Raw genomic sequence first — 256 nt, 5'->3', positions numbered from 1 at the left:
CAGACCGAACCGGGCTACCTGTCCACCTCCCTGGGACTGACCCCCGGCTGGAAGAAGGCGGGCTTCACCCTCCTGCTCACGGTCCCGGCCGGCACCCCCAGCCACTGGCTGGGAGCACACAGCGGAGACCCCTCACAACGGGAACTGATCCTCCCGCGCGGCACCAGCTACCGCATCACCGACGTCTCCGACTTCGACGGCCACACCTTCCTCACCGCCGAGGTCCTGCGCACCGCGCCGGTCCCCCTCACAGCCC

The 256-nt window shown here is 70.3% G+C and carries 1 protein-coding gene; it reads left to right on the top strand.

Features of this window, described 5'->3' with window-relative positions; all coding sequences use genetic code 11:
* Window positions 1–256: ADP-ribosyltransferase (locus tag ACFHWE_RS23840; RefSeq protein ID WP_416604120.1), on the top strand; the 256-nt coding region annotated here is incomplete at both ends.

The organism is Nocardiopsis sp. LOL_012, from assembly GCF_048060475.1.
Taxonomy (GTDB): Bacteria; Actinomycetota; Actinomycetes; order Streptosporangiales; family Streptosporangiaceae; genus Nocardiopsis.
The sequence above is the reverse complement of the archived record's forward strand: the minus strand, read 5'-3'. Positions and strand labels throughout refer to the sequence as shown.